We start from the raw sequence: 25,444 nt of genomic DNA on the forward strand, positions 1-25,444 counted from the left end.
ACGCGCCGATGAGCGTCGTGCCCGGGGACGACGAGCCGCTGGCGGCCGAGGTGGCGCGGGCCGCCGTGGACCGACGGCAGGGCCCCTACGACCCGCAGCGGGTGGAGCGCGCCGTCCGGGAGATCCTCCTGGCCCTCGGCGAGGACCCTGACCGCGACGGTCTGCGGGACACCCCGGCCCGGGTCGCCCGCGCCTACGCGGAGATGTTCGCCGGCCTCTGGCAGGACCCCGAGGAGGTGCTGACCACGACCTTCGACCTCGGCCACGACGAGATGGTCGTCGTCAAGGACATCGAGGTCTACAGCCAGTGCGAGCACCATCTCGTGCCCTTCCACGGCGTCGCGCACGTCGCCTACATCCCGGCCCCGGACGGTCGCATCACCGGCATCTCCAAGCTCGGCCGGCTGGTCGACGTCTACGCCCGCCGTCCCCAGGTCCAGGAGCGCCTCACCACGCAGGTCGCGGACACCCTCATGCGGGTCCTGCGTCCGCGCGGCGCGATGGTCGTCATCGAGGCCGAGCACCTGTGCATGTCCATGCGCGGTGTGCGCAAGCCCGGGGCCCGGACGGTGACCTCGGCGATGCGCGGGCAGCTGCGCGACCCGGCGAGCAGGGCCGAGGCACTGGCCCTGATGAACCGACGGTGAGGGCGCCGGTAGGCCTGGAGGACCTGGCGACAGGCCGGGCCCTGGTCATGGGAGTGGTCAACGTCACCCCCGACTCCTTCAGCGACGGGGGCCGCTGGTTCGACACGGACGCCGCGGTGGCCCGCGGCCTGCAGCTGCTCGCCGAGGGCGCCGACCTGCTCGACGTCGGAGGGGAGTCCACCCGCCCCGGCGCGCCGCGCGTCCCCGAGGACGAGGAGCTGCGCCGGATCCTGCCGGTCGTCACCGAGCTCGCCGACGCCGGCGCCGTCGTCAGCGTGGACACCATGCGGGCCTCCGTGGCCGAGCAGGCGCTGGAGGCCGGGGCACGGCTCGTCAACGACGTCAGCGGCGGTCTCGCCGACCCGGTGATGGCCCGGCTCGTCGCCGCGTCCGGCGCCCCCTACGTCGTCATGCACTGGCGTGGGCACAGCGCGACGATGGACGACCTCGCCGTCTACGACGACGTCGTCGCCGACGTCCGGCGCGAGCTGCTCCGCCGCGTGGACGGGCTGCTCGACGAGGGCGTCGACGAGCGTCAGCTCGTGCTCGACCCCGGGCTCGGCTTCGCCAAGACCGGTGAGCACAACTGGGCACTGCTCGCCCACCTCGACGCGCTGACCGGGACCGGGCTGCCGGTGCTCGTCGCGGCCTCTCGCAAGCGGTTCCTCGGTCACCTGCTCGCCGGGCCGGGCCGCGAGCCGGCGCCGCCGCTGGAGCGGGACGACGCCAGCGCCGCCGTCACCGCGCTCGCCGCCGCCGCGGGCGTCTGGTGCGTCCGGGTGCACGAGGCGCTCGCCAGCTTCTCCGCCGTCCGGGTCGCGGCCGCCTGGTCGGCCGCCGCGGCTGGCCGGCCAGGGGCGACCCGGTGACCGGCACCAGCGCGCCGGCCGGCGGCGGCGGCGACCGTATCGAGCTGCTCGGGCTGCGAGCCCGCGGCCGGCACGGCGTGCTGGCCGCCGAGCGGGACCTCGGCCAGGAGTTCGTCGTCGACGTCGTGCTGCACACCGACGTGCGCGCCGCCGCCGCCACCGACGACCTCGCCCAGACCGTGGACTACGCCGCGGTCGCCCGCCGGGTGCACGACCGGGTCGCCGGCGACCCGGTCGACCTCCTGGAGACCCTCGCCGAGCGGATCGCCGCCGACTGCCTCACCGATGAGCGGGTGGTGCGCGTCGAGGTCGCCGTGCACAAGCCGCAGGCGCCGGTCCCCGTCCCGTTCGCCGACGTCGTCGTCCGTGTGGTGCGCGAGCGGTGAGCGGCCCGGACGACACGGGTGGCCCCGACACCGGTGGTCCCGACACCGTCCCCGCCCGACCCGTGCCGGTCGCCGTGGCGCTCGGCGCCAACCTCGGCGACCGTGCGGCCACCCTGCGCTCGGCGCTGCGCCGGCTGCAGGCGGAAGCCGGGCTGACCGACGTCCGGGTGTCGGCGATGTACGAGACCCCGCCCGTGGGGGGACCCGAGCAGGGGCCGTACCTCAACGCCGTCCTCGTCGCCCGCTGCAGCCTGTCCCCGCGGCAGCTGCTGCACGCTGCGCTGCGAGTGGAGGCCGAGCACGGCCGGGAGCGGTCGGTGCGCTGGGGACCTCGCACGCTCGACGTCGACGTGCTGGTGCACGGCGGGACGGTCTGCGCGGACCCGGAGCTGACGCTGCCGCACCCGCGGGCGCGGGACCGGGGCTTCGTGCTGGTCCCGTGGGCCCAGGTCGACCCGGACGCGGAGCTGCCCGGACCGGACGGTGGCCGCGTGGCCGACCTGGTGAGGACAGCTGCCGACGCGCCGCACGTGCGCCGGACGGATCTGCGGTGGTGACCCGGTGACGCCGATGCGAGCGAACCGGCTCGCGGTGATCGCGGTCGTCGTCGGTGCCGCCTCGTGGGCCGTGCTGCGGCTCGTGGAGCGTTCCGGGGGACTGCTGCCCGCGCTGCCCTGGACGGCGCCCGTCGCGCTCGTGCTGCTCGCCGTCGCCGTGGTCGCCGCGGGGCGGCCGGTGCGTCGGTGGACGCGAGGTGACCGTTCCAGACCTCTGGACCCTCTGCGTGCCGCTCGGGTGCTCGTGCTGGCGCGGGCGTCCGCCTACGCCGGCGCTGCCCTCATCGGGTTCTACGCGGCGCAGGCGCTGCTTGTCCTGCCGGACCTGGTCGTGGAGGCCCGCCGCGAGCGGTTCTGGATGGCCGGCGTCGCCGTCCTGGCCTCCGGTGCGCTCCTGGCCGCCGGCTGGTTGGTCGAGCGGTGGTGCGCGCTGCCGCCCGACGACGACTCCTCCGACGACCCCCCCGACGACGGCCCCTCCGCCACCCACCCCTCGTGATCATGCAATCCCGCCACCCCGCACCCACCCCTCGTGATCATGCAATCCCGCCACCCATCGGCCCCTAGCGCCCGGCTCCCAGGATGCTGGGTTGTTGGCGCGACACGCCGGCGAAACTGTGCCGAACGCAGCATTCTGTGGTGGAGGCCCATGACCCGACGCGGGTTCCCGGGCCGCCAGGGCCGCCAGGGCCCATTTTCAGTCTCCGGGGTGGCCCCGCCAGGGGCCATGAGGCGTTCATGCAATCCCGCCACCCCGCACCCACCCCTCGTGATCATGCAATCCCGCCACCCCAGCGAGCGGGTGCGGGAACCTCCTGATGCCTCCGGGCGTGTGGCCGCTTCTCACAGAATGCTGGGTTCATCGCCGTATTGGCGGCGTGTTGTGCCACGAACCCAGCACTCTGTGATCCGGTGGCCGGTGGGTGGCGGGATTGCATGAACGTCTCATGGCCGCTGGCGGCCACCCCCGAGGGATGAAAACAGGCCGTAGTGACGATGGCAGCCCACGTCGGGTCAGGTGCTTCGACCACAGAATGCTGCGTTCGGCGCAGCTTGGCCGGCGTGTCGCGCCACCAACCCAGCATTCTGTGAGCGGGCGGTGGGTGCTGGGGTGGCGGGACTGCATGATCACGAGTGGGTCGTGCGGGGTGGCGGGATTGCATGATCACGAAGGGGGGATTTTCGACTGAACACCTCATGGCCGCTGGCTGGCGCCTCGAAGGATGAAAGTGGGCGTTGGTGGTCATGGCCGCCCACGTCGGGTCAGGCGCCTCGACCACAGAATGCTGCGCTCGACACAGCCTGGCCGGCGTGTCGCGCCACCAACCCAGCATTCTGTGAGCCGGACCGGTGGCCGGTGGGTGGCGGGACTGCATGATCACGAAGCGGGGATTTTCGGCCTGATCACGAAGGGTGCGACTGGGTCGCGGTCAGGGAGGACGACGTGGTGGCGGTCGGTCAGCGACTGCTCGGAGCGGTGCGCCGCAGGGCGGCGTGGACGGCCTCCGGGGTCAGCACACCGAGGTACCGGTCCGCGTCGTCGACGACCGGCAGCCAGCCTGCGTCGTGCTGGACGATCTCGGCCAACGCCCGGCGCAGCGAGTCCCCGAGAATCGCGATCTCGTCGAAGCGGTGCACCCGCTGGGCCACCACCCCGTCGCCGCGCAGGGTCCGCTCGGACACCCAGCCGAGCAGCCTGCCGTCGGCGCCTACCACGACGGCGTACGGCTCCGGCGCCCGCTGCACGACCTGGCGCGCCTCGGCGATCGTGTCGTCCGGAGCCACGGTGGGCGGCTGGACGAGGTCGTCCCGCTCGATCGGGGTGACGGCGAGCCGGCGCAGCCCCCGGTCCGCCCCGACGAAGTCCGCGACGAAGTCGTTGGCCGGGGCGCCGAGCACGGTCGCCGGGTCGGCGTACTGCTCGAGCCGCCCGCCCTCGGACAGGACGGCGACCCGGTCGGCGAGCCGGACCGCCTCGTCGATGTCGTGGGTGACGAACAGCACCGTCTTGTGCAGGTCCGCCTGGATGCGGCGGAACTCCGACTGCAGCCGGTCCCGGGCGATGGGGTCGACCGCGCCGAACGGCTCGTCCATGAGCAGCACCGGCGGGTCGGCGGCCAGCGCCCGGGCGACGCCGACACGCTGCTGCTGGCCGCCGGACAGCTCGTGCGGGTACCGGTCGGCGTACTGGTCGTGGTCGAGCCCGACGAGGTCGAGCATCTCCGCGACTCGCTCCCGGGTGCGGGCTCCGTCCCGGCCCAGCAGGTCCGGCACGGTGGCGACGTTCGCGCCGACGGTCAGGTGGGGGAACAGTCCCACCCGCTGGATGACGTAGCCGATCCCCCGCCGCAGCCGCACCGGGTCGACCCCGGTGACGTCCTCGCCGTCCAGGATGATCCGCCCCGAGGTCGGCTCGATCAGCCGGTTGACCATCCGCAGCGTCGTCGACTTCCCGCAGCCGGAGGGGCCGACGAGGGCGACGAGCTCGCCCCGCTGGACGTCGAGGGTCAGGGAGTCGACCGCGACCGTGCCGTCCGGGTACCGCTTGCCGACGCCGTCGAGACGGATCATCGGATCGCGGCTAGCGTCGTCGTCGTGACTGCTCCGGCCGGTGTGCACGCGGCAACCCTCACGGACAACTGCCTGACGCGCAACGACTGGGTGTGCTGGGAGTACGTCGCGACCCGCTCCGAGGTCCTGCTCGCCGAGACCCGGGAGCACGTCACGATCACCGTCTCCGCCGTACTCATCGGTGTGCTCGTCGCCGTCCCGCTCGCCGTGCTCGCCTACCGTGTCCGCGGGGCTCGCCCGCTGACCCTGGGGGTCGCCACCGCGCTCTACACGATCCCGTCGCTGGCGCTGTTCGCCCTGCTGCTGCCGCTGTTCGGACTCTCCGCGGCCACCGTCGTCACGGGGCTGGTGCTCTACTCGTTGACCATCCTCGTTCGCAACCTGCTGGCCGGCCTGGACGCCGTGGACGAGGAGGTCCGGGACGCCGCCCGCGGCATGGGGTTCGGTCCCGGCCGGATGCTGTGGCGGGTGGAGATGCCGCTCGCGCTCCCGGCCGCGTTCGCCGGCCTGCGCGTGGCCACGGTGTCGACCGTCGCGCTGACGACCGTCGGCACCGTCGTCGGCTTCGGCGGCCTCGGCGACCTGCTGACCCGCGGTCTGCGAGCCGACTTCCGCGCCGAGGTGCTCACCGCCTCGGTGCTGTGCGTCGTGCTCGCCGTCGTCTTCGACCTGATGCTGCTCGGGGCCCAACGGGCGCTTACGCCCTGGCAGCGGGGGAGGTCCTGATGGACTGGCTGCACGACGCGGTCGCCTGGCTCACCGACCCGGCGAACTGGCGCGGCAGCCGGGGTGTTCCGACCCTTCTCGTCGAGCACCTCGGGCTGACCGCCGCCTCCCTCGGGCTGGCCTGCCTGGTCGCCCTTCCACTGGCTCTCTGGCTGGGGCACACCGGCCGCGGCGGTGTCCTCGCCGTCCAGATCAGCAACGTCGGCCGGGCGGTGCCGACGCTCGCCCTGCTCACGATTCTGGTGCTGGCAGACCGGCCGTTCGGGCTCACGACGCTGTCCGCGCTGGTCGCGTTCACCGCCTTCGCCGTGCCTCCGATCGTGACGAACACGTACGTGGGGATGCGGGACGTCGACCCCGGCGCCGTGGACGCCGCCCGCGGCATGGGCATGACCGGGATGCAGGTGCTGCGCCGGGTCGAGCTGCCGCTGGCCACGCCGCTGCTGATGACCGGTGTGCGGCTGGCCGCCGTGCAGCTGTTCGCCACGGTGTCCATCGCCGCGATCGCCGCCTTCGGCGGACTGGGCCGGATCGTCACTGCCGGCCTGGCCAACCGGGACGTCGGCCAGGTCGTCGCCGGTGCCGCGGTGATCGCCGGTCTCGCCCTGCTCGTCGAGATCGTCTTCGAGGTGGTCGGGCGTGCGGTCGACCCGGGAGCGCGCGCTCGCCGCCGTTCCGCCGCCCGCGCCAGGACGGCCGCCGGCACGCCCGCGACCTGACCGGCGACCGTGACGCACTCGTTACCCGGTCCGGGCTGCGGCCCTCACCCGACCGGTGATTGACTCGGGGCAGCGGGTGACAACCACGTGCCCGCCGGACACGCGCGGCCCCGGCGCCGCGGGACACAGAAGGCGGTGACCATGGTGCGACGCACGTCCTGGTTGGCGGTCCTGGCCGGCGCGGCCCTCACGCTCTCGGCCTGCGCCGGCGACGACGCCCTCGACCCCGGTGACGGCACCACGACCTCGTCGGGCGCCGACGGGCAGACCGTCGTCGTCGGCGGGGCCAACTTCACCGAGATGCAGATCATGCAGGCGATCTACGTTGAGCTCCTCGAGGACGCGGGCTTCACCACCGAGACCGTCTCCGCGGACAACCGGGAGCTGTACTTCCCCGAGCTCGCCAGTGGTGCCATCGACGTCGTCCCGGAGTACGCGGCCACCCTGGCCGAGTTCCTCAACCTCGGGGCGAACGGCCCGGGCGCCGAGCCGATCGCGACGAACGACGCAGCGGAGACCGTCGAGGCGATGCGGCCCCTTGCCGAGGAGCAGGGCGTGATCCTGCTCGAGCCGGCCCAGGCCGCCGACCAGAACGGCTTCGCCGTCACCGCGGAGTTCGCCGAGGAGAACGACCTGCAGACCCTCAGCGACCTCGGCGATCTGGACCAGCCCATCGTCCTCGCCGCGACCGAGGAGTGCCCGGAGCGGCCCTTCTGCGCCCCGGGTCTGGAGGAGACCTACGGCATCGAGATCTCCGACGTCCTGCCGACCGGGTTCGGGTCGCCGCAGACCAAGGCCGCCGTCACCGCCGGCGACGCCCAGCTCGGCCTCGTCGCCACCACTGACGGTCGCCTCGCCGAGGACGGGCTGGTGCTGCTCGAGGACGACAAGCGCCTCCAGCTGGCTGACAACCTCGTCCCCGCGGTCAACGAGGAGGCCGCCGGCGACGCGCTCGTCGAGGCGCTCAACCGGCTCGCCGACGAGCTCACCACCGAGGACCTCGTCGAGCTGAACCGGCAGGTGGACGCCGAGCGGCAGCAGGCTCCGGACGTCGCCCGGGCCTGGCTCGAGGAGAAGGGCCTCATCGGCTGACCCGTCTCTCCGGATCCGTGACCCTGCGGTCCCGCTGCGGGTGGCGGGACTGCATGATCACGGCGGGGTGAGCTCGCCGACGGGGACGGGGGTGGCCAGGTGGTTCGCCGGCGGCGCCAGCGGGCAGGACCAGGCCGGGTCGTAGGCGCACGACGGGTTGTAGGCGAAGTTGAGGTCGACGACGAGAGCGTCCGGGCTTCCGCCGAGGTCGGCACCCTTGACCGTGTCGAGCAGGTAGCGGCCGCCGCCGAAGGACGAGGTTCCGGACGTCGCGTCGCGCAGCGGCAGGAACAGTCCCCCGCCGTAGGAGTCCAGCCACCAGACGGCGAGCGGACCAAGGCCGGGCAGCTCCACGGTGCCCACCCGGTGGAAGGGAACGATCCCGTCGGTGCCGGTGGGGTACTCGAAGCTCTCTGTCGCCGTGTCGGTGCGCACCGGGACGACGAACCGGAACGCGGGGTCGTAGTCGGCCACCGGGAGCCCCGTGAAGGTGTGCCGGTCGGGCAGCAGCAGCGGCGAGGCCGGGTGGTGGGCGAACAGCTCGTCCCGGCCGGCCCGCCAGGTGGCGTGCGCGGCGGCCGGGTCACCGGCCGCCTGGCGGCGCACGTTCGCGTACAGGGTGCTCACCTGACGACGCCAGTCCAGCACGTCGAGCTCGGAGGTCATGCCCAGGACGTTAGTGCCGCCCTGGGACGGGGGTCTCACTTGTCGACGTCGCCCACGACGAAGAACATCGAGCCCATCACCGCGACGAGGTCGGAGATGAGGTTGCCTGGCAGCAGCTCGGAGAGCGCCTGGACGTTGTTGAACGAGGCCGACCGCAGCTTGAGCCGCCACGGCGTCTTGTCGCCACGGGAGACGAGGTAGTACCCGTTGAGGCCCAACGGGTTCTCGGTCCACGCGTAGCAGGCGCCCTCCGGGACCCGCAGCACCTTCGGCAGCCGCTGGTCGATCGGTCCCGGTGGCAGGGACCGCAGCTGCTCGGTGCACGCGCGGGCCAGGTCCAGGGAGACGTGCACCTGCTCGAGCAGGCACTCGAACCGCGCCAGGGCGTCGCCCTCGGTCCGGGTCACCACCCGCCCCGGTCCGCCGGGTCCGAACAGCTCCCCGTACGCCAGGTAGGGCTCGTCCCGGCGCAGGTCGAGGTCGACCCCGCTGGCTCGGGCGATCGGCCCGCTCACCCCGTAGGCCAGCGCCGTCTCGCGGCTCAGCACCCCGACGCCGCGGGTCCGGGCGCGCAGGATCTCGTTGCCGACGAGCAGGCCCTCGAGGTCCGGCAGGCGCCGCCGAACCGCTTGCACTGCCGCGTCCACCCGGTCCAGCCAGCCGGCCGGCAGGTCCGCCTTGAGCCCGCCGACCCGGTTGAACATGTAGTGGATCCGGCCCCCGGAGAGCTCCTCCATCACCGCCTGCAGCTTCTCGCGCTCGTCGAACGCGTAGAACATCGGGGTGATCGCGCCCAGCTCCAGGGGGAACGACCCGAGGAACATGAGGTGGCTGAGCACCCGGTTCAGCTCGGCGAGCAGGGTGCGGGCCCACACCGCCCGCTCGGGCACCTCCATCCCCAGCATCCGCTCGGTGGCCAGGACGACGCCGAGCTCGTTGGAGAACGCGCTGAGCCAGTCGTGCCGGTTGGCGAGGACGATGATCTGGCGGTAGTCGCGGGCCTCGAAGAGCTTCTCCGCGCCGCGGTGCATGTAACCGACGACCGGCTCGGCGCTCACCACCCGTTCGCCGTCGACGACGAGCCGCAGCCGCAGCACCCCGTGCGTGGCCGGGTGCTGCGGGCCGATGTTGAGCAGCATCTCGGTGGTCGGCAGCCGGCCCGGGTCGGAGGACACGCTGCCGGCACCCAGACCGACGACCAGCTCCCGTTCCGCCACGCTGGCCGAGTCTGCCACCTCTCCACCGTGGTCGTGGGTCTGGGACGATCGCTGCAGACCGCCGACCACAGGAGCGAGATGGACCCCTTCGAGCCCCCGGGCGTCACCTGGACGTCGATCTCCCCCCGGCTCGCGACCGCCCGCCGGATCGTGCTCGGCGTCGTCCTCGGCGTGTCCGTGCTGCCGTTCGTCGCGGCCTGGCTCCTGTTCGACACCGCCTGGCCGCTGCTCGCCGTGGTCCTGCTGGGCGCCGTCGGCGGGTGGGCCTGGTGGGTGATCGGCCGGCAGGTGCGCGCCTGGGGGTACGCCGAGCACGAGGACGACCTGCTCGTGCGCAAGGGCGTCGTGTTCCGCTCGATGGTCGTGGTCCCCTACGGCCGCATGCAGTACGTCGACGTCCAGGCCGGGCCGCTGGACCGCCGGCTGGGGATCGCCAGGGTGCAGCTGCACACCGCGAGCGCCGCCACCGACGCCGTCATCCCCGGCCTGCCGCCCGAGGAGGCCGCCCGGCTGCGGGACCGGCTGGCCCGCCGCGGCGAGGCTCGACTGGCGGGTCTGTGAACGAGCAGCACTCCTCGCAGCAGCAGCCCGGCGTCCCGTGGTCCGAGCCGGGGGCCCCGCCGCAACTGGCGCCCGAGGCGGACGGCAGCTGGCACCGGCTGCACCCGGTGACCCCGGTCATCCGCAGCTGGAAGGTCGTCGCCGTCCTGCTCGTCGTCTACGTCCAGCAGCGCAGCGACGCGCTGTTCGCCGGCCAGGGACTGCCCGGCCGCACCGAGGTCCTGGTGTCCGTCGGGCTGCTCCTGATCGGCGTCCTCGTCGGCGTCGCGGCTTCGGCCTTGTCCTGGCGGATGACCCGTTACCAGGTGGACGGCGAGGCCGTGCACCTGCACAGCGGGGTGCTGTTCCGGCAGCAGCGCCAGGCGCGGCTCGACCGGCTCCAGGCCGTCGACGTCGTCCAGCCCCTGCTGGCCAGGATCCTCGGACTGGCCGAGCTGCGCCTGGAGGTGGCCGGTGGTGCCGGCTCCGACGTTCGGCTCGCCTACCTCAAGGAGGCCGAGGCCCAACGGCTGCGCAACACCCTGCTGGCCCGGGCGGCCGGGGTCCGGTACGAGACCGCCGAGGCGCCCGAGGCCCCCGAGCGGGAGGTGCTCACCGTGCCGGTCGACCGGCTGCTCGCCTCCCTCCTGCGCTCCGGGACGACGGTCGCGCTCGTCCTCACCGCGGCGGCCCTTCTCGTCGGCGTCGTGTGGCTCGACCTGCCGGGCCTGCTCGCCGGTCTCGGCCCGGCCCTGCTCGCCACCGCCATCGCGGTCTGGACGCGGTTCAGCCACGAGTTCAGCTTCCGGGTGGCGGTGTCCCCCGACGGGGTCCGGCTGCGGCACGGCCTGCTGGAGCAGCGGGCCCAGACGGTCCCGCCGGGCCGGGTGCAGGCGCTGCGGCTCAGCCAGCCGCTGCTGTGGCGGCGGCCCGACTGGTGGCGCGTCGAGATCAACGTCGCCGGCTACGGGGGCGGGCAGGAGGAGGGCACGGCGAACGTGCTGCTGCCGGTCGGCCCGCGCGAGGACGCCGTCGCGGTGCTGTCGCTGGTGCTGCCGGACCTCGGGGTGCAGGACCCGGTCGCGGCCCTGGACGACGGTCTGAGCGGCACGACGGCCGAACGCGGCTGGGTCGTCGCGCCCTCGCGGTCCCGGTGGGTCGACTGGGTGTCGTGGCGGCGCAACGGATACCTCGTCGCGGGCACCGCGCTGCTGCTGCGCCGCGGGCGGCTGTGGCGCCAGCTGGACGTCGTCCCGCACGAGCGCACCCAGAGCCTCGGCCTCAACCAGGGACCGCTCCAGCGCCGGCTCCGGCTGGCCACGATGGCCGCCCACCCGACGCCGGGGCCGGTGCAGCCGACCGTGTCCCACCTCGACGCCGAGGTGGCGCTCGGCCTGCTGACCGAGCAGGCAGAGCGGGCCCGCCGGGCCCGCCGGGGCGCCGGACCGGAGCGGTGGATGGCGGACGCCGCTCCCCCGGCGGACCCGGGGGCGCCGGCCGACCGGGGGACCGGCCCGCCGCAGCCACCTGGGTGAGCACGGCCGGCGGCCTCAGTCGCACAGCGGCACGGTGTCGAGGCGGACCAGCTCGCCGCCGGCGTAGGCCACGGCGACGAGCAGGCTCTCCCGGCCGGGTAGGCGCAGGAACTCCTCCAGCGACGCGGGCCGGGACACGAGCCCGGCCGAGGCGCCGTCGGCCTGCGGTGGCACGCAGGTGTTGACGACCACCTGGGGGTCGGCGGCGACCGGCACCCGGTAGGTCCGCTCGGTGTTCTGGTTGGTGAACCGGTCCCGCGTGGTCGGCTCGAGCGGGACGCCGTCACGTGCGAGCACGGCGTCGTCCACCCCGAGGACCGTCCAGCGGTCGACCAGGAGCACCACGGGGCCGTCCTGGTCGTCGAGGACGTCGACGACCGTGCCGACGTCGTGACCGCGCCCGGTGACGTCGCTGGCCGGTTGGACCGCCACCGGCGGCGGGCTGGCGGTGACTCGGCTCGGTTCGGTGACTGGGCTCGGTTCGACGACGGTCCGGGTGACCGTGGCGACGGGTGCGCTGTCGCCCTGCCCGCACCCGGCGAGCAGGCCGACCGCAACTATCAGGGACCCCGACCGGCGCACAGCAGGACACCTTGTCAAGACAGTGTCCGGAATGTCCACGCCAGGCTCTCCTTGGCCTGCTCGCCGACCGGGTGCAGCACCCAGCCGAAGGAGCCCAGGCCGTGCGGGTCGAGCAGCTCGGCCACCTCGCCGGCGGCCGACAGCCTCCACAGCCGGGCGACCGGGTCGTTGCCGGGAGGTGCCGCCGGAGCGGACACCCCGAGCGCGCGCAGCGCGGCGGCCTGGTCCAGGCGGAGGCCGCCCGGTCGTGCGGCGGCCACCGAGTCCAGCGCGACGGAGGCGGTGACGTCGCACCCGCCGTCCGGCACTGGTACCACCTGCCGGCCCCGGGCGTACCCGGCCAGGCTGCCACCGGGAGGCCGGGTCGCCGCGTCGTGGCCGTAGTCGACGGCGAGGGCCAGCCCGCCGTGCCGCGCGAGCCGGTCGACGAGCGCACACCAGACCAGGTCCCGGGTCAGCCCCACCTCGGCGCGTGCCCCGGGCTCGGCGAGCGGCCACCAGCGCGTGCACCAGGCGCGCTCGTCCGGCCGCGGCGGGGGCCCGAGCCGCTCCCGGCCGGTCTCGTCGACGAGCACGACCCGGGCAAGCCCGGCGTCGTCCACCTCCAGGACGGTGGTCGGGACGACGTCGAGCAGCTCCCAGCCGAGGAGCAGGGTCGGTCCCGTCGGGTCCGGGACGTCGGTGCACCACTCCACCGCGGCCGTGAGCCCGGCCGGTCGGTCAGTGACGTCGACGGCGGTCACCGTGAGGCTCGGATCGGCCGCGGCGATCTGGACGGCGAGCTCGCCGCGGCCGGCGCCGACGTCCAGGACGCCGGTGCAACCGGTCTGCCGGGCCAGCCGGGCCAAGGCCCGCCCGAGCAGCCCGGACGACGACGCGTGAGCAGCGGTGCGGAAGTGCCCGGCCGGTCCCTCGGGGCGCCGGTAGAAGCCGCGGGGCCCGTACAAGGCCTCCTGCCAGGCCTCCTGCCACGGCTGGTACGTCATGGCTGGTAGATCCCGGTCCAGGCTCACGCGCGTCGCAGGACGACGGCGACGTCGGTGACGGTGAACAGGAACTGCCCGGCACCGGCGAGGCGGCGCAGACCCTCCACCCAGCCGGCGGCCCGGGCCGCCAGCTCGGCGTCGTCCTGGGTTGCCGCCAGCACCCCCGTCGCCACCTTCCAGGCGACCGAGCCCTCGTCGAACCGGCGGTGCGCGTCCGCCCACGCTGCCACCTCCACCGTGTCGAAGGCAGCGCCACGGTCGACGGCCGCGTCGGCCAGGGCGAGCAGCTTGCGGCCCATGAAGCCGTCGGCGCGGCCGGCGCCCCGGGGGACCACCTCGACGAACCGGTCGACGAGCCGGCGGGTCAGCGCGTCGTCCGTGCTGGTGAACAGCGCGGTGTCCCAGTCGCTGTGGGCGAGGACGAGGTAGCCGCCCGGACGCAGCACCCGATGGCACTCCAGCAGGTGCCCGGCAGGGTCGGCGAGGTGCTCGGCGACGTTGAGGGACACCACCCGGTCGACGGCGGCGTCCGCCAGCGGCAGCCGGGCGTCGAGGTCGGCGATCCGGCTGCGGACCCGGATGTCCTGCAGCAGGTCGTCGTCCAGGGCGGACACCTGGTCCACGGCGTGCACGAGCACCGGGGACGGGTCGTGCTCGAGCAGGGCCCGGACGAGCCGACCCTCACCGCAGCCGAGGTCGGCGACGACGAGGCCGTGGGTGTCGAGCCGGGCCCGGGCGACGACCTCCGCATGACGTCCCACGACGGCAACCCTACGGCGGCCGGTACCGTGCCAGGCCGTGAGCGCAGCAGCGGAGGGTCGCCCCGGACGGCTCGGGGTCGGCGTCGTCGGCGCCGGCCGGGTGGGCGCGGTGCTGGCCAGCGCCCTGCGAGCCGCCGGGCACGCCGTCGTCGGCGCCTCGGCGGTCTCCGAGGCCAGCCGCGAGCGGGTGGACACGCTGCTGCCCGGCGTCCCTGTCCTGGACGTCCCGGACGTCGTCGAACGCGCCGAGCTGGTCCTGCTCGCCGTCCCGGACGACGTGCTCGGCCCGCTCGTCGACGGGCTGGCGACGACCGGCGCCTGGCAGGCCGGCCAGCTCGTCGTCCACACCTGCGGCAGGTTCGGCGTGGGCGTCCTGGACCCGGCCCGCCGCCAGGGCGCCATCCCCCTCGCCCTGCACCCGGCGATGACCTTCACCGGCACCTCGATGGACCTGGCCAGGCTGGCCGACTGCTGTGTGGCCGTCACCGCGCCGGGTCCGGTGCTGCCGGTGGCCCAGGCGCTCGTCGTCGAGATGGGCGCCGAGCCGGTCGTCGTCCCCGAGGAGGCCCGACCGCTCTACCAGGCGGCCCTGTCGCACGGCGCCGACCACCTCGTCACCCTCGTCGTCCAGGCCGCTCAGCTGCTGCGCGCCGCCGGCGTCGAGCACACCCAGCGGGTGCTCGAGCCGCTGCTGTCCGCGGCCCTGGACGGCGCGCTGCGCAGCGGTGAGGACGCGCTGCGCGGACCGGTGACCCGGGGGGACGCCGCGGCCGTCGCGGCGCAGCTCGCCACCGTCACCGCGGCCGGGGCCGCAGCCGGCACCCCGGACGTCCCGGAGACCCACCGGGCGCTGGCGCGGGCCACCGCGGAGCGGGCGCTCGCCGCCGGCGCCCTGTCCCCCGAGCAGGCGGAGGCTCTGCTCGACGTCCTCGCCGACGACCCGGCCCGGTGAGCCGCCGTTACCCTTGCCGGTCGTGACGAGCGAGCCGATCCCGACCCCCGACGCCGCCGAGGCCGACGACCTGCCGGAGCAGGTGCGGGTCCGCCGGGAGAAGCGAGAGCGACTGCTCGCCGAGCCCGGCGGCGGGCCCTACCCGGTGGCCGTCCCGCGCACCCACTCGCTGCGGGAGGTGCGCGAGCGCTGGGCGCACCTCGGCGACGGCGAGGAGACCCAGGACCGGGTGTGGGTCGTCGGCCGGGTGATGTTCGTCCGCAACACCGGTCGGCTCTGCTTCGCCACTCTTCAGGAGGGCGACGGCACCCGGCTGCAGGTGATGCTGAGCCTCGCCGAGGTCGGTGAGGAGGCGCTGGGACGGTGGAAGCGGGACGTCGACCTCGGCGACTTCGTCGCCGTCCACGGCCGGGTGGTCCGCAGCCGCCGCGGGGAGCTGTCGGTGATGGCCGCCGAGTGGCGGATGGCGGCCAAGGCCCTACGCCCGCTGCCGGTGCTGCACAAGGAGATGAACGAGGAGACCCGGGTCCGCCAGCGGTACGCCGACCTCGTCGTGCGACCTGAGGCGCGGGAGATGGTCCGCATCCGGGCCGGCGTCGTGCGGAGCCTGCGCGAGACGTTTCACCGCCACGGCTACGTCGAGATCGAGACGCCGATGCTGCAGACCCTGCACGGCGGTGCCGCGGCGCGGCCGTTCGTCACCCACTCCAACGCCATGGACATGGACCTGTACCTGCGGATCGCTCCCGAGCTCTTCCTCAAGCGCGCGGCGATCGGTGGGCTCGAGAAGGTCTTCGAGATCAACCGGAACTTCCGCAACGAGGGAGCCGACTCCTCGCACTCCCCGGAGTTCGCGATGGTCGAGTTCTACGAGACCTACGCGGACTACGACGTGATGGCCGAGCGCACTCGCGAGCTCGTCCAGACCGCTGCCCGCGACGTCCTCGGCTCCACGACGGTCACCCTCGCCGACGGCACGGAGTACGACCTCGGCGGGCAGTGGCCGGTGATCACGATGTACGGCTCGCTGTCCGAGGCGCTCGGGGAGGAGATCACCCCGCAGACGCCGCTGCAGCGGCTGGTGAGCGCCCTGGACGCCAACGGGCTCGAGCTCGACCCCACCGCGCTCAGCCACGGCAAGGCGGTCGAGGAGCTGTGGGAGCACCTCGTCGGCGACGACCTGTACGCCCCGACGTTCGTCAAGGACTTCCCCGTCGAGACCTCCCCGCTGACCAAGGCGCACCGCGACGTCCCCGGCGTCGTGGAGAAGTGGGACCTGTACGTCCGGGGCTTCGAGCTCGCCACCGGGTACTCCGAGCTCAACGACCCGGTCGTGCAGCGCGAGCGGTTCGAGGACCAGGTACGACTGGCCGCGCTCGGCGACGAGGAGGCGATGCGCCTCGACGAGGACTTCCTCCGGGCGATGGAGTACGGGATGCCGCCGATGGGCGGGGTCGGCATGGGAGTCGACCGACTGCTCATGGCACTCACCGGTCGCGGTATCCGGGAGACCATTCTGTTCCCCCTCGTGCGCCCCGAGTAACCACCTCGCATTGTGTCGCGCGGGCCAGCCCGAGATGGCGGCAGTGACGCGGCGTACCCTGGTTCCATGCTGGAGGCCCTGGGAGCGCTCGTCCCCTCGATCGGGGTCGGCCTGCTCTTCTGGTACGTCGTCCGGGCGATGATTCACGCCGACCGACGTGAACGTGCCGCCGTCGCCGCGATGGAACGGGCTGACCGTGCGCGGGCCGGGCAGGAAAGAGCCGGGCAGGAAAGAGCCGGGCAGGAAAGGCGTGAGAAGGGGCGCGACGCCCTGACAGGGGACGCTCCGGTCTCGGCCACGGACGACGCCGAGCATCTCTCGCCGCGTTCGGACCGGTAGCTCGCCCGACCCGGTATCGCCGCGCATTGACCGCTGGAACGGCGGCGACAATGGGGACCGCGTGCGGGCAGCCATTTCGACGTGGCAGTATGGGGTCGTACCGGGGTTTCCGGTGCGATTCCGTTTCCCACAAGGAGTCCTTTTCATGGCGCAGAAGGTGCAGGTCGTCCTGGTCGACGATCTCGACGGCGGCGAGGCGGAGGAGACCGTCTCCTTCGCCCTGGACGGCGTGAGCTACGAGATCGATCTCAACACCGCGAACGCGGCTCGGCTCCGTGAGGAGCTGGCGCCGTGGGTCGGTCACGCCCGGCGCGTCGGCGGGCGATCCAGCGCACGCCGCTCCCGGCAGTCCTCGTCCTCCTCCGGCGGCCGCAGCGGCGAGACCGCCCGGATCCGCGAGTGGGCCCGCTCCAACGGCTACCAGGTCAGCGACCGCGGCCGGATCTCCGCCCAGGTGATGGAGGCCTACCGGGCCGCCCACTGACCCTGCGGGCCGGCGCGCCGGCGGTCGTCGTCCGGAGGCGTCTGGGACCCGGACGGCGGCCGTGGTGGGCATCGGCCGCCTCCCACCGCTACGCCCGCAGCGAACGCGACCCCGGAACACCCCGCCCTGAGCACGGGTTGGACCTCCTACGGGGCCGGACCAGCGGTTGTGCGTCCGGACCCCGGGATAGCATCGAAAGGGATGAGCAGAGGGAGCAGCACCCGCTTGTTCCGGCAGTCGACCGCTCGCGAGGAGCGCTGAATGTTCGAGAGGTTCACCGACCGAGCCCGCCGTGTTGTCGTCCTGGCCCAGGAAGAGGCCCGGATGCTCAACCACAACTACATCGGGACCGAGCACATCCTGCTCGGCCTCATCCACGAGGGCGAGGGCGTCGCCGCCAAGGCGCTGGAGTCCCTCGGTATCTCGCTGGACTCCGTGCGTGAGCAGGTCCAGGAGATCATCGGCCAGGGGCAGCAGGCGCCCTCTGGCCACATCCCGTTCACCCCGCGTGCCAAGAAGGTGCTCGAGCTCAGCCTGCGGGAGGCCCTCCAGCTCGGCCACAACTACATCGGGACCGAGCACATCCTGCTCGGGCTCATCCGTGAGGGCGAGGGCGTGGCCGCCCAGGTTCTGGTCAAGCTCGGTGCCGACCTCAACCGGGTCCGTCAGCAGGTGCTTCAGCTGCTGTCCGGCTACCAGGGCAAGGAGCCGGCGACGGCCGGCGGCCCGCAGGAGGGCACGCCGTCCGGGTCGCTGGTCCTCGACCAGTTCGGGCGCAACCTCACCCAGGCGGCCCGCGAGGGCAAGCTCGACCCGGTGATCGGGCGCGAGAAGGAGATCGAGCGGGTCATGCAGGTGCTGTCCCGCCGGACGAAGAACAACCCTGTTCTCATCGGCGAGCCCGGCGTCGGCAAGACCGCGGTCGTCGAGGGCCTGGCCCAGAACATCGTCAAGGGCGAGGTGCCCGAGACGCTCAAGGACAAGCAGCTCTACACACTCGATCTCGGCGCGCTCGTCGCCGGCTCCCGTTACCGCGGTGACTTCGAGGAGCGCCTCAAGAAGGTGCTCAAGGAGATCCGCACCCGCGGCGACATCATCCTGTTCATCGACGAGATCCACACCCTCGTCGGTGCAGGTGCCGCCGAGGGGGCCATCGACGCGGCGAGCATCCTCAAGCCGATGCTGGCCCGCGGCGAGCTGCAGACGATCGGCGCGACGACGCTGGACGAGTACCGCAAGCACGTCGAGAAGGACGCGGCGCTCGAGCGGCGGTTCCAGCCGATCCAGGTGCAGGAGCCCTCGCTGGCGCACGCCGTCGAGATCCTCAAGGGCCTGCGGGACCGCTACGAGGCGCACCACCGCGTCTCCATCACCGACCAGGCACTGGTCGCCGCCGCGACCCTGGCCGACCGGTACGTCAACGACCGCTACCTGCCGGACAAGGCCATCGACCTCATCGACGAGGCCGGTGCCCGGCTCCGGATCCGGCGGATGACCGCCCCGCCGGACCTGCGCGAGTTCGACGAGCGGATCGCCGACGTGCGCCGTCGCAAGGAGTCCGCGATCGACGCGCAGGACTTCGAGAAGGCGGCGTCGCTGCGGGACGACGAGAAGAAGCTGCTCGCGCAGAAGGCCGAGCGCGAGAAGCAGTGGAAGGCCGGCGACATGGACGTCGTCGCCGAGGTGGACGAGGAGCTCGTCGCCGAGGTGCTCGCCACCGCGACCGGCATCCCGATCGTCAAGCTCACCGAGGAGGAGTCCAGCCGCCTGCTCCGGATGGAGGAGGAGCTGCACAAGCGGATCATCGGCCAGGACGACGCCATCAAGGCGTTGGCCCAGGCGATCCGGCGTACTCGCGCGGGCCTGAAGGACCCCAAGCGCCCGGGTGGCTCGTTCATCTTCGCCGGCCCGACCGGCGTCGGGAAGACCGAGCTCGCCAAGGCGCTCGCCGAGTTCCTCTTCGGTGACGAGGACGCGCTGATCCAGCTCGACATGTCGGAGTTCTCCGAGCGGCACACCGTTTCCCGGCTGTTCGGCTCCCCGCCCGGGTACGTCGGCTACGAGGAGGGTGGTCAGCTGACGGAGAAGGTGCGCCGCCGGCCGTTCTCCGTCGTCCTGTTCGACGAGGTGGAGAAGGCGCACGCCGACATCTTCAACTCGCTGCTGCAGATCCTCGAGGACGGTCGGCTCACGGACGCCCAGGGCCGCACCGTCGACTTCAAGAACACCATCATCATCATGACGACGAACCTCGGCACGAGGGACATCGCCAAGGGCCTGCAGACCGGGTTCCAGGCCGGCGGGGACCTGTCGACCTCGTACGAGCGGATGAAGGCGAAGGTCAACGAGGAGCTCAAGCAGCACTTCCGGCCGGAGTTCCTCAACCGCGTCGACGACGTCGTCGTGTTCCCGCAGCTCTCGCAGGAGGAGATCGTGAGGATCGTCGACCTCATGGTCGCCCGCCTGGAGGAGCGGCTGCGCGACCAGGACATGGGCATCGAGCTCACCCCTGCCGCGAAGACGCTGCTGGCGACCAAGGGCTACGACCCGGTCCTCGGGGCCCGGCCGCTGCGCCGGACCATCCAGCGCGACATCGAGGACGCGCTGTCCGAGAAGATCCTCTACGGCGAGCTTCACGCCGGCCAGATCGTCCTGGTCGACGTCGAGGGGGAGGGCCCGGGCGCCCGGTTCACCTTCACCGGGACGGCGAAGGCACCGCTGCCCGACGTGCCCCTCGTCGAGACGGCCGAGAAGGACTGAGCCCGGCTACCCCGGCAGCGCAGCGCCCCCGGATCCTTACAGGACCGGGGGCGCCGCGCTGCCTGCCTCCTGGACGACGGGGACGGACCCGCTGCGGCGGCCACTCTGCTGCTCGCGCTCAGCGCCTGTGCCGGTGGTGACGGAGGCGGCGACGGCACCGGCGAGGCGGCCGGCGAGGGTGGCCTGGTCGGAACCGGGTCCGGCGAGAGCTGTGAGATCGAGGAGCCGGTGCCCGTCGGCGCAGTCCTCAGCCTCACCGGTGCAGCGGCCCACTACGGGGAGTCCCAGCGCAACGCCCTGGAGCTTGCTGCGCAGCAGCTGAACGAGCGGGGCGGGGTCACCTACGAGCTCACGGTCGAGGACGACCAGACCGACCCGCGGCAGGGGATCACCGTCTTCGAGCAGTTCGCGTCACAGGACGACGTGAGCGTCATCATCGGCCCGACCCTGTCGAACACCGCGATGCAGACGAATCCCGTCGCGCAGGAGGAAGGCGTCCCCGTTCTCGGAATCTCCAACACCGCCGCAGGTATCACCGACATCGGCGACTACATCTTCCGTGACTCGCTGACCGAGGACGCCGTGATCCCGCAGACGGTGGCCAAGGCGAAGGAGGCCCTCGGCCTGGAGAAGGTCGTGGTCATGTACTCCAACGACGACGCCTTCACCGAGTCCGGGTACGACGCCTTCGCCGCCGCCCTGGAGGACAACGGCATCGAGATCGCCGAGACCATCACGTTCTCCAAGAGCGACACCGACTTCCGTGCGCTGCTCACTCAGGCACGGGAGCACGACCCCGACGCGATCGTCGTGTCGGCGTTGATCGAGGCAGCGATCCCCCTGGTGACTCAGGCTCGGGAGATCGGTATCGAGGTCCCGATCATCGGCGGCAACGGCTTCAACTCGCCGGCGCTGATGGAAGGCGCCGGTGAGGCCGCCGAGGGCGTCGTGGTGGGCGCGGCGTGGAACTCCGCCTCCGACAACCCGCTGAACCAGGACTTCATCGCGGCGTACACCGAGGAGTACGGGTCACCTCCGGACCAGTTCGCCGCGCAGGCGTACGCGGGGCTGAACCTCATCGACACGGCGGTCCGGGCAGGCTGCTCCGGTGAGCGCGACGACATCAAGGACCAGCTGGGTCAGCTGAAGGACGTCCCCACCGTCCTCGGCGACTTCTCGATCACCGAGACGCGGGACGCCGACCACCCGGCCGTCGTCCAGATCGTGGAGAACGGGGAGTTCGCCGTCCTGAACTAGGCCGGGACGACCGACCGCGACCGCCACGCCCGGACCGGGCCTCTCCTCGGACAGGCCCGGTCCGGCGCCTGAGAAGGGCCACCGAATGCTGCAGCAGCTGCTCAACGGGCTGTTCCTCGGGTCGATCTACGCACTGTTCGCGATCGGGTTCACTCTGGTGTTCGGCGTCCTGGACCGGCTCAACCTGGCGCACTCAGCGGTCTTCACGACCGGCGCTTTCGTCGGCATCGAGCTCGTCACCAGGGGCCAGCTGTCGATCTGGCTCACCCTGCCGCTCGTCCTCGTCGTCGGCGCCCTGCTCGGGCTCGTGGTCGAGCGTGTCGCATTCCGGCCCCTGCGTGACCGGCACGACGCGCACTTCGCCGGGCTGATCTCCTCGATCGCGCTCGGCACCATGTTTCTCGCGCTCCTGCAGGCCAGGTACGGTCCGGACACCACGCGCTTCCCGCCGGGTGCCTTCCCCGACGTTCGCTTCCAGGTCGGCGACGCCGTCGTCTCGGTGCTGCAGGTCGTCATCCTCGCGGTGTCGCTCGGCCTCATGGTCGCCCTCGCCGTGCTCGTCCAGCGCTCAAGGCTCGGGCGCGGGATGCGGGCCGTCGCGGAGAACCCGCACGCCGCACGGGTGCTGGGGGTGAACGTCGACCGGATCACCTCCGTCACGTTCGCGATCTCTTCGGCGCTCGGGGCGGTGGCGGGTGTCCTGTTCGCCCTCAACGTCAACACGGCGCAGATCTCGATGGGCTTCAACATCGAGCTCAAAGGCCTAGCGGTGATCGTCGTCGGCGGCATGGGATCGCTCCCCGGGGCGCTCGTCGGCGGACTGCTCCTCGGCCTCGCCGAGGTGCTCGCCGTGATGTACGTCGGATCGTCCTGGCGCGACGTCGTCGCCTTCGGCCTGCTGTTCGCGATCCTCCTGCTGCGGCCCCAAGGCCTCTTCGGCGGCAAGCGGGTTCGGGAGGTCTGATGCTGGGAGTGCTCGACGACTACTCGGCGACGATCACCCTCGTCGCGCTCACCGCCATCCTCGCCTACTCGTACTACGCGGTCCTCCTCGCCGGTCAGCTCAGTCTGGCCCAGGCCGCTCTGGCCTCCCTGGGCGCCTTCGGGTCCTCGCTCGCGGTGCCGGACGAGCCGCTGCTCGGCGTGGTGCCGCCGCTGCTGGTCGCCGTGGTGACCGGGATGGCCGCCGGCGCGGTCGTCGCGTTCCTGCTGGGCCTGCCGGTCATGCGGCTCAGGGGCGTCTTCCTGGCCATCGCCACGCTCGGGTTCGGCGAGGTCGTCCGTATCGTGCTGAACAACCAGGAGTGGACGGGCGGCGCCCAGGGCCTGTCCTTCCCGAAGCTCGTCGACGTGCCGCACGCCTGGATCGCGCTCGCCCTCGTGGCCTACTGGTTCTGGCGTGCGGGCTCCTCGCGCTTCGGGCGGGCACTCGAGGCGATCCGGGAGGACGAGCTCGCGGCGCGAGCGATGGGCGTGGACGTGTCGCGGTACCGGATGGCGTCGTTCGTCGTGTCCGGAGCCGTCGCCGGCCTCTACGGCGTCCTCCTCGCCCACTTCGCCAGGTTCGCCGAGCCCGGGGACTTCGGGTTCGCCGCCGCGATCGACGGCCTCGTCACCGCGGTGGTCGGTGGCGTCGCCTTCGTCGTCGGCCCCCTCCTCGGCTCGGCGTTCTTCACGCTGCTGCCCGAGCTCCAGCGCGCGGTGGGGATCGAGGCGGGGTGGATCCGCCCGTTCATCAGCGGTCTGCTCCTCCTCGTGGTGATCCTCTTCCTGCCCGGCGGGCTCTCGGGTCTCATCCCGCGCCGCAGGCAGCGTCTACCGGCGATGACGGGCGTTGCGCCACCCGAGCTGCCCCCGCTGCCGCCACCGGGCACCTCGCTGGTCCGGCTGCGCGGCGTCGGGAAGCACTACGGCGGCGTCAACGCCGTCCGAGACGTGGACCTCGAGATCCGTGCCGGGGAGATCCTCGGCCTGATCGGGCCGAACGGTGCAGGCAAGACGACGTTGGTCAACATGGTGACCGGGCTCGTCCCGGCGAGCTCTGGCTCGATCGAGGTGCTCGGGCTCCGGCTGAGCGGCAACGTGGCCGCGCACCGGGTGGCGCTCACGGGAGTCAGCCGCACGTTCCAGCAGATCAAGCTGTTCGACCGGCTCTCGGCTCTGGAGAACGTTCTCGTCGGCGCCCACCGGATCACTCCGCCCACGCTGCTCCGTCGGCTGGCCTGGCTGCCGTCGGCACGTCGTGACGAGCGGCGGACCCTTGCCCACGCCGCCGCTCAGCTGGCCCGTGTCGGTCTCGCCGACAAGTCCGCCGTCAGCGCCGGGGACCTGTCCTACGGTGACCAGCGGCGCCTGGAGATCGCCCGGGCCCTGGCCGCGCACCCGGCGGTGCTCGTGCTCGACGAGCCGGCCGCCGGGATGAACCAGGTCGAGGCGGCAGCGCTGTCGGACCTCATCCGGTCCCTGGCGGCAGACGGCATCACCGTGCTGCTCATCGAGCACAACGTGCGGATGGTGCTGGAGACGTGCACGCGGATCCTCGTCCTCAACTTCGGCATGGTCATCGCGGAGGGGGAGCCGGCCGCCGTCGCCCGCGACCCGCGGGTGGTGGAGGCGTACCTGGGGTCGGAGGGGCACGGCGACGTGTCCTCCCAGGAGGAGGCCTCCCGTGGCTGAGCCGGGGCCGAAGGCGGGCACCGACGCCGCCCCGCTGCTGAGCGTGCGCGACCTCGTCGTCGCCTACGGGCACGTTCAGGCGGTGCGATCCGTCTCGTTCGACGTCCCTCGTGGTTCCCTCGTCACGCTGGTCGGCGCCAACGGGGCGGGCAAGACGTCGGTGCTCAACGCCGTCGCCGGCCTCGTCCGACCGCGGGGAGGCCGCGTGGTCTTCGACGGCAACGACATCACGGGCACCCCGGCCCACCGCCTCGTCGCCGCCGGCCTGGTCCAGGTCCCGGAGGGCCGGGAGATCCTCGCGACGCTGACGGTCGAGGAGAACCTCCAGCTCGGCACCTGGCACCGCCGCGGTCGGCCCGAGCGCATCCCGCAGATGTACCACCGGTTCCCGGTGCTCGGCGACCGGCGCCACCTGCAGGCAGGGTCCCTGTCCGGGGGCGAGCAGCAGATGCTCGCGATCGCCCGGGCACTTGTCGCGGACCCCGTCGTCCTGCTGCTCGACGAGCCGTCGATGGGCCTGGCGCCAAAGGTGGTCGACGAGGTGTTCCGGGTGATCGAGGAGATCCGGGCGGACGGGACGACGGTCCTGCTCGTGGAGCAGAACGCCCGGCGGGCGCTGCGCGCGGCAGACTACGGCTACGTGCTCGAGACCGGCGAGGTCGCCCACCACGGGGTCGCGGCCGACCTGCTCCGGGACGAGCGGGTGATCGAGGCGTACCTGGGGCTGGAGTAGCACTCGCTCCGGGGGGTCAGCGCGGGTACGACTCAGCGCAGGTACGAGGCGCCGTTGAGGTCCAGCACCGCCCCCGAGGCCCACTCCGCCTGCGGGGACGCCAGCCACAGCACGGCCGCCGCGACCTCCTCGGGCTCGGCGACACGACCGAACGGGCTCTGCGCGCGGACGGCGTCACCCTCCGGGCCGTCCAGGACGCCGGCAGCCATGTCCGTGGCGACGAACCCCGGTGCGACCGAGGTGACGGCGATCCCGTGCCGGCCCAGGGACAGCGCCAGGGACTGGCCGAGGGAGTGCACCGCCGCCTTGCTCGCCCCGTAGGCGGGGACGTCGGGCTCCCCGCGGTAGGCGCCGCGGGAGCCGACGTTGACGATCCGGCCCACCGGCAGCCCGTCCGCCGGCGGGACGGTGAGCATGTGCCGGGCCACGCACCAGCTGGCGTTCGCCGTTCCGAGCAGGTTGACGTCGATCGTGCGACGCCAGGCGCTCACCCAGGCGTCGTAGTCGGTCGCGTCGACGGGGTGGTCGATGCGGCGGCTGCCCCCGGCCGGGTCGGTGGTGAACAGTGCCGCGTTGTTGACGAGCACGTCGACCCGGCCCAGAGCGGCCACCGCGTCGTCGACCATGCGGGCGACCTGGGCCGGGTCGCCGACGTCGGCGCGGATGCTGACGTGGCCGGTGCCGGCCAACGACTCGAGGACCTCACGGGCGCGGTCGTCGGCGCCCCGGTACGCCACGGCGACCCGGTCACCGGCGGCAGCGAAGGCGCGAGCGACGGCGGCGCCGATACCGCGGGACGCGCCGGTGACGAGGACTCCACGAGAGGGGACGGTCATGCGCCGACCC

General features: G+C 72.9%; 26 protein-coding genes. 19 read left to right on the forward strand and 7 right to left on the reverse strand.

The features are described from left to right. Nucleotides 1-8: 8 nt before the first annotated feature. The 5 genes from folE to HJG43_01530 all read left to right on the forward strand — a co-directional run bounded on the left by folE (nt 9) and on the right by HJG43_01530 (nt 2,958). Entirely contained in the window at nt 9-647 is a 639-nt protein-coding gene (gene folE / locus HJG43_01510) for a GTP cyclohydrolase I FolE (protein ID UER53452.1), read from the forward strand. Nucleotides 648-694: 47 nt separating this feature from the next. After that, nucleotides 695-1,516: a dihydropteroate synthase gene (folP, locus tag HJG43_01515; protein UER55605.1), complete on the forward strand. Its 822-nt coding sequence runs from the start codon at nt 695-697 to the stop codon at nt 1,514-1,516. After that, nucleotides 1,513-1,902, forward strand: coding sequence for a dihydroneopterin aldolase (gene folB / locus HJG43_01520; protein UER53453.1), 390 nt, complete (start codon nt 1,513-1,515; stop codon nt 1,900-1,902). Before folP ends, folB begins: the two co-directional genes overlap by 4 nt. Nucleotides 1,903-1,964: 62 nt before the next feature. Then, nucleotides 1,965-2,459 carry a 2-amino-4-hydroxy-6-hydroxymethyldihydropteridine diphosphokinase gene (gene folK, locus HJG43_01525; protein UER55606.1) on the forward strand — a complete coding sequence of 165 codons (495 nt, stop codon included), beginning with the start codon at nt 1,965-1,967 and terminating at the stop codon, nt 2,457-2,459. A 4-nt stretch (nt 2,460-2,463) separates the two neighbouring features. Further along, nucleotides 2,464-2,958: a DUF3180 domain-containing protein gene (locus HJG43_01530; protein ID UER53454.1), complete on the forward strand. Its 495-nt coding sequence runs from the start codon at nt 2,464-2,466 to the stop codon at nt 2,956-2,958. A 959-nt stretch (nt 2,959-3,917) separates the two neighbouring features. Here HJG43_01530 and HJG43_01535 read toward each other — a convergent pair. Then, a complete protein-coding gene (locus tag HJG43_01535; protein UER53455.1) occupies nt 3,918-5,030 on the reverse strand; it encodes a betaine/proline/choline family ABC transporter ATP-binding protein in 1,113 nt (370 codons plus the stop codon). 42 nt (nt 5,031-5,072) lie between these two features. On the opposite strand from HJG43_01535, the gene HJG43_01540 reads away from it, so the two are divergent. From HJG43_01540 to HJG43_01550, 3 genes are all read left to right on the forward strand, one after another. Next, nucleotides 5,073-5,756, forward strand: coding sequence for an ABC transporter permease (locus HJG43_01540; protein UER55607.1), 684 nt, complete (start codon nt 5,073-5,075; stop codon nt 5,754-5,756). After that, a complete protein-coding gene (locus tag HJG43_01545; GenBank protein UER53456.1) occupies nt 5,756-6,475 on the forward strand; it encodes an ABC transporter permease in 720 nt (239 codons plus the stop codon). Before HJG43_01540 ends, HJG43_01545 begins: the two co-directional genes overlap by 1 nt. Nucleotides 6,476-6,616: 141 nt before the next feature. Beyond that, the gene (locus tag HJG43_01550; protein UER53457.1) at nt 6,617-7,567 is read left to right on the forward strand and encodes an ABC transporter substrate-binding protein; all 951 of its coding nucleotides are present in this window, start codon (nt 6,617-6,619) and stop codon (nt 7,565-7,567) included. A 57-nt stretch (nt 7,568-7,624) separates the two neighbouring features. Here HJG43_01550 and HJG43_01555 read toward each other — a convergent pair whose 3' ends face one another. Both HJG43_01555 and HJG43_01560 read right to left on the reverse strand, forming a co-directional pair. Beyond that, the gene (locus tag HJG43_01555; GenBank protein UER53458.1) at nt 7,625-8,233 is read right to left on the reverse strand and encodes a DUF1684 domain-containing protein; all 609 of its coding nucleotides are present in this window, start codon (nt 8,231-8,233) and stop codon (nt 7,625-7,627) included. A 35-nt stretch (nt 8,234-8,268) separates the two neighbouring features. Further along, on the reverse strand, nt 8,269-9,372 hold the full coding sequence (locus HJG43_01560; protein ID UER55608.1) for an NADH-quinone oxidoreductase subunit D: 1,104 nt from the start codon (nt 9,370-9,372) through the stop codon (nt 8,269-8,271). Between the two features lie 156 nt (nt 9,373-9,528). On the opposite strand from HJG43_01560, the gene HJG43_01565 reads away from it, so the two are divergent. Then, nucleotides 9,529-10,011: a PH domain-containing protein gene (locus tag HJG43_01565; GenBank protein UER53459.1), complete on the forward strand. Its 483-nt coding sequence runs from the start codon at nt 9,529-9,531 to the stop codon at nt 10,009-10,011. Nucleotides 10,012-10,076: 65 nt separating this feature from the next. Further along, on the forward strand, nt 10,077-11,525 hold the full coding sequence (locus HJG43_01570) for a PH domain-containing protein (protein ID UER55609.1): 1,449 nt from the start codon (nt 10,077-10,079) through the stop codon (nt 11,523-11,525). Between the two features lie 15 nt (nt 11,526-11,540). Here HJG43_01570 and HJG43_01575 read toward each other — a convergent pair whose 3' ends face one another. The 3 genes from HJG43_01575 to HJG43_01585 are packed head-to-tail and all read right to left on the reverse strand — an operon-like array spanning nt 11,541 to nt 13,854. Next, nucleotides 11,541-12,107, reverse strand: coding sequence for a hypothetical protein (locus HJG43_01575; GenBank protein ID UER53460.1), 567 nt, complete (start codon nt 12,105-12,107; stop codon nt 11,541-11,543). Between the two features lie 14 nt (nt 12,108-12,121). After that, nucleotides 12,122-13,093 (reverse strand): hypothetical protein, encoded by a 972-nt coding sequence (locus tag HJG43_01580; protein UER53461.1) that lies wholly within the window; start codon nt 13,091-13,093, stop codon nt 12,122-12,124. Nucleotides 13,094-13,116: 23 nt separating this feature from the next. Then, complete coding sequence (locus HJG43_01585; GenBank protein UER53462.1) at nt 13,117-13,854, reverse strand: methyltransferase domain-containing protein; 738 nt, start codon at nt 13,852-13,854, stop codon at nt 13,117-13,119. 37 nt (nt 13,855-13,891) lie between these two features. Here HJG43_01585 and HJG43_01590 point away from each other — a divergent pair, with 37 nt between their 5' ends. The 9 genes from HJG43_01590 (at nt 13,892) to HJG43_01630 (ending at nt 24,598) form a co-directional block, all read left to right on the forward strand. After that, entirely contained in the window at nt 13,892-14,806 is a 915-nt protein-coding gene (locus HJG43_01590; protein UER53463.1) for a DUF2520 domain-containing protein, read from the forward strand. Nucleotides 14,807-14,843: 37 nt separating this feature from the next. Next, on the forward strand, nt 14,844-16,349 hold the full coding sequence (lysS, locus tag HJG43_01595) for a lysine--tRNA ligase (GenBank protein ID UER55610.1): 1,506 nt from the start codon (nt 14,844-14,846) through the stop codon (nt 16,347-16,349). A 66-nt stretch (nt 16,350-16,415) separates the two neighbouring features. Further along, complete coding sequence (locus HJG43_01600) at nt 16,416-16,688, forward strand: hypothetical protein (GenBank protein ID UER53194.1); 273 nt, start codon at nt 16,416-16,418, stop codon at nt 16,686-16,688. A gap of 145 nt (nt 16,689-16,833) precedes the next feature. After that, complete coding sequence (locus HJG43_01605) at nt 16,834-17,172, forward strand: Lsr2 family protein (GenBank protein UER53464.1); 339 nt, start codon at nt 16,834-16,836, stop codon at nt 17,170-17,172. A 261-nt stretch (nt 17,173-17,433) separates the two neighbouring features. Then, the gene (locus HJG43_01610) at nt 17,434-19,932 is read left to right on the forward strand and encodes an ATP-dependent Clp protease ATP-binding subunit (GenBank protein UER53465.1); all 2,499 of its coding nucleotides are present in this window, start codon (nt 17,434-17,436) and stop codon (nt 19,930-19,932) included. 69 nt (nt 19,933-20,001) lie between these two features. Continuing rightward, a complete protein-coding gene (locus tag HJG43_01615; GenBank protein UER55611.1) occupies nt 20,002-21,189 on the forward strand; it encodes an ABC transporter substrate-binding protein in 1,188 nt (395 codons plus the stop codon). An 88-nt stretch (nt 21,190-21,277) separates the two neighbouring features. Continuing rightward, a complete protein-coding gene (locus tag HJG43_01620) occupies nt 21,278-22,153 on the forward strand; it encodes a branched-chain amino acid ABC transporter permease (GenBank protein ID UER55612.1) in 876 nt (291 codons plus the stop codon). Between the two features lie 8 nt (nt 22,154-22,161). After that, nucleotides 22,162-23,865 (forward strand): branched-chain amino acid ABC transporter ATP-binding protein/permease, encoded by a 1,704-nt coding sequence (locus HJG43_01625; protein UER55613.1) that lies wholly within the window; start codon nt 22,162-22,164, stop codon nt 23,863-23,865. Nucleotides 23,866-23,899: 34 nt separating this feature from the next. Next, nucleotides 23,900-24,598 carry an ABC transporter ATP-binding protein gene (locus HJG43_01630; protein UER55614.1) on the forward strand — a complete coding sequence of 233 codons (699 nt, stop codon included), beginning with the start codon at nt 23,900-23,902 and terminating at the stop codon, nt 24,596-24,598. Nucleotides 24,599-24,630: 32 nt separating this feature from the next. Here the strand turns inward: HJG43_01630 and HJG43_01635 are convergent, their stop codons facing one another. Further along, entirely contained in the window at nt 24,631-25,434 is an 804-nt protein-coding gene (locus tag HJG43_01635; GenBank protein ID UER53466.1) for an SDR family oxidoreductase, read from the reverse strand. Nucleotides 25,435-25,444: the final 10 nt, after the last annotated feature.

Source organism: Kineosporiaceae bacterium SCSIO 59966, assembly GCA_020881835.1.
GTDB lineage: Bacteria > Actinomycetota > Actinomycetes > Actinomycetales > SCSIO-59966 > SCSIO-59966.

Bases quoted from the DNA above. Each gene is read 5' to 3' on its own strand.
- HJG43_01610 (UER53465.1), top strand. From the start codon at position 17,434: ATGTTCGAGAGGTTCACCGACCGAGCCCGCCGTGTTGTCGTCCTGGCC.
- HJG43_01535 (UER53455.1), bottom strand. From the start codon at position 5,030: ATGATCCGTCTCGACGGCGTCGGCAAGCGGTACCCGGACGGCACGGTC.
- folP (UER55605.1), top strand. From the start codon at position 695: ATGGGAGTGGTCAACGTCACCCCCGACTCCTTCAGCGACGGGGGCCGC.
- folE (UER53452.1), top strand. From the start codon at position 9: ATGAGCGTCGTGCCCGGGGACGACGAGCCGCTGGCGGCCGAGGTGGCG.
- HJG43_01560 (UER55608.1), bottom strand. From the start codon at position 9,372: ATGCTGCTCAACATCGGCCCGCAGCACCCGGCCACGCACGGGGTGCTG.
- HJG43_01555 (UER53458.1), bottom strand. From the start codon at position 8,233: ATGACCTCCGAGCTCGACGTGCTGGACTGGCGTCGTCAGGTGAGCACC.
- HJG43_01635 (UER53466.1), bottom strand. From the start codon at position 25,434: ATGACCGTCCCCTCTCGTGGAGTCCTCGTCACCGGCGCGTCCCGCGGT.
- HJG43_01580 (UER53461.1), bottom strand. From the start codon at position 13,093: ATGACGTACCAGCCGTGGCAGGAGGCCTGGCAGGAGGCCTTGTACGGG.
- HJG43_01545 (UER53456.1), top strand. From the start codon at position 5,756: ATGGACTGGCTGCACGACGCGGTCGCCTGGCTCACCGACCCGGCGAAC.
- HJG43_01605 (UER53464.1), top strand. From the start codon at position 16,834: ATGGCGCAGAAGGTGCAGGTCGTCCTGGTCGACGATCTCGACGGCGGC.
- HJG43_01600 (UER53194.1), top strand. From the start codon at position 16,416: ATGCTGGAGGCCCTGGGAGCGCTCGTCCCCTCGATCGGGGTCGGCCTG.
- HJG43_01565 (UER53459.1), top strand. From the start codon at position 9,529: ATGGACCCCTTCGAGCCCCCGGGCGTCACCTGGACGTCGATCTCCCCC.
- HJG43_01550 (UER53457.1), top strand. From the start codon at position 6,617: ATGGTGCGACGCACGTCCTGGTTGGCGGTCCTGGCCGGCGCGGCCCTC.